This window comes from Dietzia sp. DQ11-38-2 (genome assembly GCF_014145055.1).
Classification (GTDB): Bacteria; Actinomycetota; Actinomycetes; order Mycobacteriales; family Mycobacteriaceae; genus Dietzia.
Genome location: NZ_JAALDW010000383.1, coordinates 1 through 2540, shown reverse-complemented (window position 1 = coordinate 2540; position 2540 = coordinate 1). Strand labels below are relative to the sequence as shown.

2 protein-coding genes and 1 pseudogene are annotated in these 2540 nt (G+C 71.9%); 1 reads left to right on the top strand and 2 read right to left on the bottom strand.

Translation table 11 applies throughout. The features are described from left to right. Positions 1 to 291: pseudogene (locus G6026_RS12765) on the bottom strand (aromatic acid exporter family protein); the annotation flags it as partial. Further along, entirely contained in the window at positions 248 to 664 is a 417-nt protein-coding gene (locus tag G6026_RS12760) for a DUF3151 domain-containing protein (RefSeq protein WP_031265088.1), read from the bottom strand. The gene G6026_RS12760 and the pseudogene G6026_RS12765, both read right to left, overlap by 44 nt. Before the next feature lie 203 nt (positions 665 to 867). Here G6026_RS12760 and G6026_RS12755 point away from each other — a divergent pair. Beyond that, positions 868 to 2540 (top strand): alkaline phosphatase D family protein (locus tag G6026_RS12755; RefSeq protein ID WP_182613391.1); only part of this gene is annotated, 1673 nt, incomplete at its 3' end.

Sequence of the window (2540 nt, the reverse complement as noted above, 5' to 3'; positions counted from 1 at the left end):
ACCGATCACCAGCTCGACGCCCCGGCGGATCCGGCGACCCATGCCCGTACCCAGAGCCAGGGCGGCGGCGATGGGCGCGAAGAACGGCGCCGGGTGGCCCAGCACGTCGTGGGCGAGGAACCAGGCGATCCCCGCGGCGAGGCCGCACTGCACGATCGGCAGGAAGGCGTACGCGAGTCTCCGGGTCCGCGCCCTCAGTGGGGCCGGGAGCGCGCCGTAGACGCCCTGCGTGCGGGCGTCCAGTCGGTCACGCCAGGCCGAGAGGCGCGGCGGCGTGCGGGTCCGACTCATTGACCAGGTCCAGACACCGGATGTACTCCTCCTCCTCGCCGATCGACTGCGCGGCGCGGGCCAGGGCGGCCACGCACCGCAGGAAGCCACGGTTGGGTTCGTGATCGAAGGGCACCGGCCCGAATCCCTTCCAGCCGTGACGTCGCAGCTGGTCGAGCCCGCGGTGGTAGCCGGTGCGGGCGAATGCATAGGCGCCGATCACGTCACCGGCGTCGAGCGCGCGCTCGGCGAGTTCCGCCCAGGCGATCGACGCGGTGGGATGAGACGCCGCCACGGCGCGGGGATCGTCACCAGCGGCGATGGCGTCCTCCGCCTCGGGGTCGCCGGTGAGACGGGTGGGCGGGGGGCCGAGGAGATCTCCGAACTGGGTCATGCCCCCATTGTCCACGATCCCACGAGACCCGAGCGCCACCCGGCCAGCGGCCGACCCCCCGGCATCATCTCGAGGGCCGCGAAGGCCGGCCCGGGTGCGCTCGCGAGGGCTGGGGAGGGCCCGAGTGGATGCGGCGGTGAACTCTCCGTGACAAATCAGTGGGTTTTCTCACCTACCGCCCGAGGGTGGGGTGAACTGGACGCATGGATCCTGCCGCCCGCACCGGGACTACGCCCACCACCACCGGTCTCGCCCGTCGGACCGTCCTCAAGGCCGGGGCCCTGGCCGGGGCCGCGGTGGGCACGAGTGCGCTGGCGGGCCGGTCCGCGGTCGCGGGCGCCGACGTGGCGGTGTTCCAGCACGGGGTCGCGTCCGGCGACCCCATGCCCGATCGCGTCATCCTGTGGACAAGGGTGACCCCCGCGCCCGACGCGTTCGCGGGCTCGGGCCGCGGAGTGCCCGTCACCGTCAGTTGGGAGATCGCCAACGACCCCGGTTTCTCCCAGGTCGTCCGGACCGGTTCGCTCGTCACCGACGCCGGCCGCGACCACACCGTCAAGTTCGACTGCACCGGCCTGGCCCCCGACCGCTGGTACCACTACCGCTTCCGTGCGCTCGGTCAGACCTCGCCCACCGGTCGCACCCGCACCGCCCCGGCGGACGGGGCGCTGCCCTCCACCGGCCGCTGGCGCATCGGGGTGGTCTCGTGCTCCAACTGGGAGGCGGGGTACTTCTCCGGGTACCGCCATCTCGAGGCGCGCGGGGACCTCGACGCGATCGTCGAACTGGGCGACTACATCTACGAGTACGGCCGCGATGAGTACACGGGCAAGTTCGGGGCGGTGCGGCCCCATGATCCCCCGCACGACACCGTGACCCTGGCCGACTACCGGATCCGCCTGGCCCAGTACCACACCGACCCGGACCTCCAGTCCCTGCACGCGCACGTCCCGTGGATTTGCACCTGGGACGACCACGAGCTCGCGAACGACAACTGGTCCGACGGGGCCGAGAACCACCACCCACACCAGGGGCCGTTCGCCGACCGCAAGGCCGCCAGCTCCCAGGCCTACTTCGAGTGGATGCCGGTGCGGCCCGAGTCCCTCCGCGACGGTGGACACCTCTACCGGCGGTTGCGCTGGGGCTCGCTCGCCGAGATCAGCATGCTGGACCTGCGCTCGTACCGCACGGAGGGGCCGGACCGCTTCGACGGCCACGCGATCGACGTCACGGGCACGATCACCGGCGCCGAGCAGTTCGACTGGCTGGCCCGTGGGCTCAGGTCATCGACCGCCCGCTGGAACGTCATCGGCAACTCGGTGATGATCACGCCCGTGCTCCTGCCCCCTCTCGATCCGCGGACCACCGCCGCGCTCACCGAGTTGCTGGGCGTCCCGCGCGAGGGCATCACCTACAACCCCGACCAGTGGGACGGCTACGCGGGTGAGCGCCGCAGACTGATGGAGGTCATCCGCGCCGCCGGCACCCGCAACACCGTCTTCCTCACCGGTGACATCCACACTTCCTGGGCCAACGAGGTGCCGTTCGAGCCCGCGGACTACCCGGGCGCGGGCGTCGGTGCGATCGAGTTCGTGACCCCGTCGATCACCAGCAACAACATCGACGACATGGTCAACCTGCCGGAGGGCAACCCGCTGTCCCAGACCGCGCAGGGGGCCCTCACGCAGGTCAACCGCCATGTGCGGTGGGTGGATCTGGACCGCCACGGTTTCACGGTGGTCGAGTTCACCACCGACTTCGCCCACGCCGACTACTGGGCGCTGGTCGCGCGCGAGGACCCGGCCAGCGGCGCCTACCCCCTCGCCAGCTGGCGGGTGCGGCACGGGACCGACCAGCTGGAGCCGGCCGGCCCGCT

Bases quoted from the DNA above. Each gene is read 5' to 3' on its own strand.
- G6026_RS12760 (WP_031265088.1), bottom strand. From the start codon at position 664: ATGACCCAGTTCGGAGATCTCCTCGGCCCCCCGCCCACCCGTCTCACC.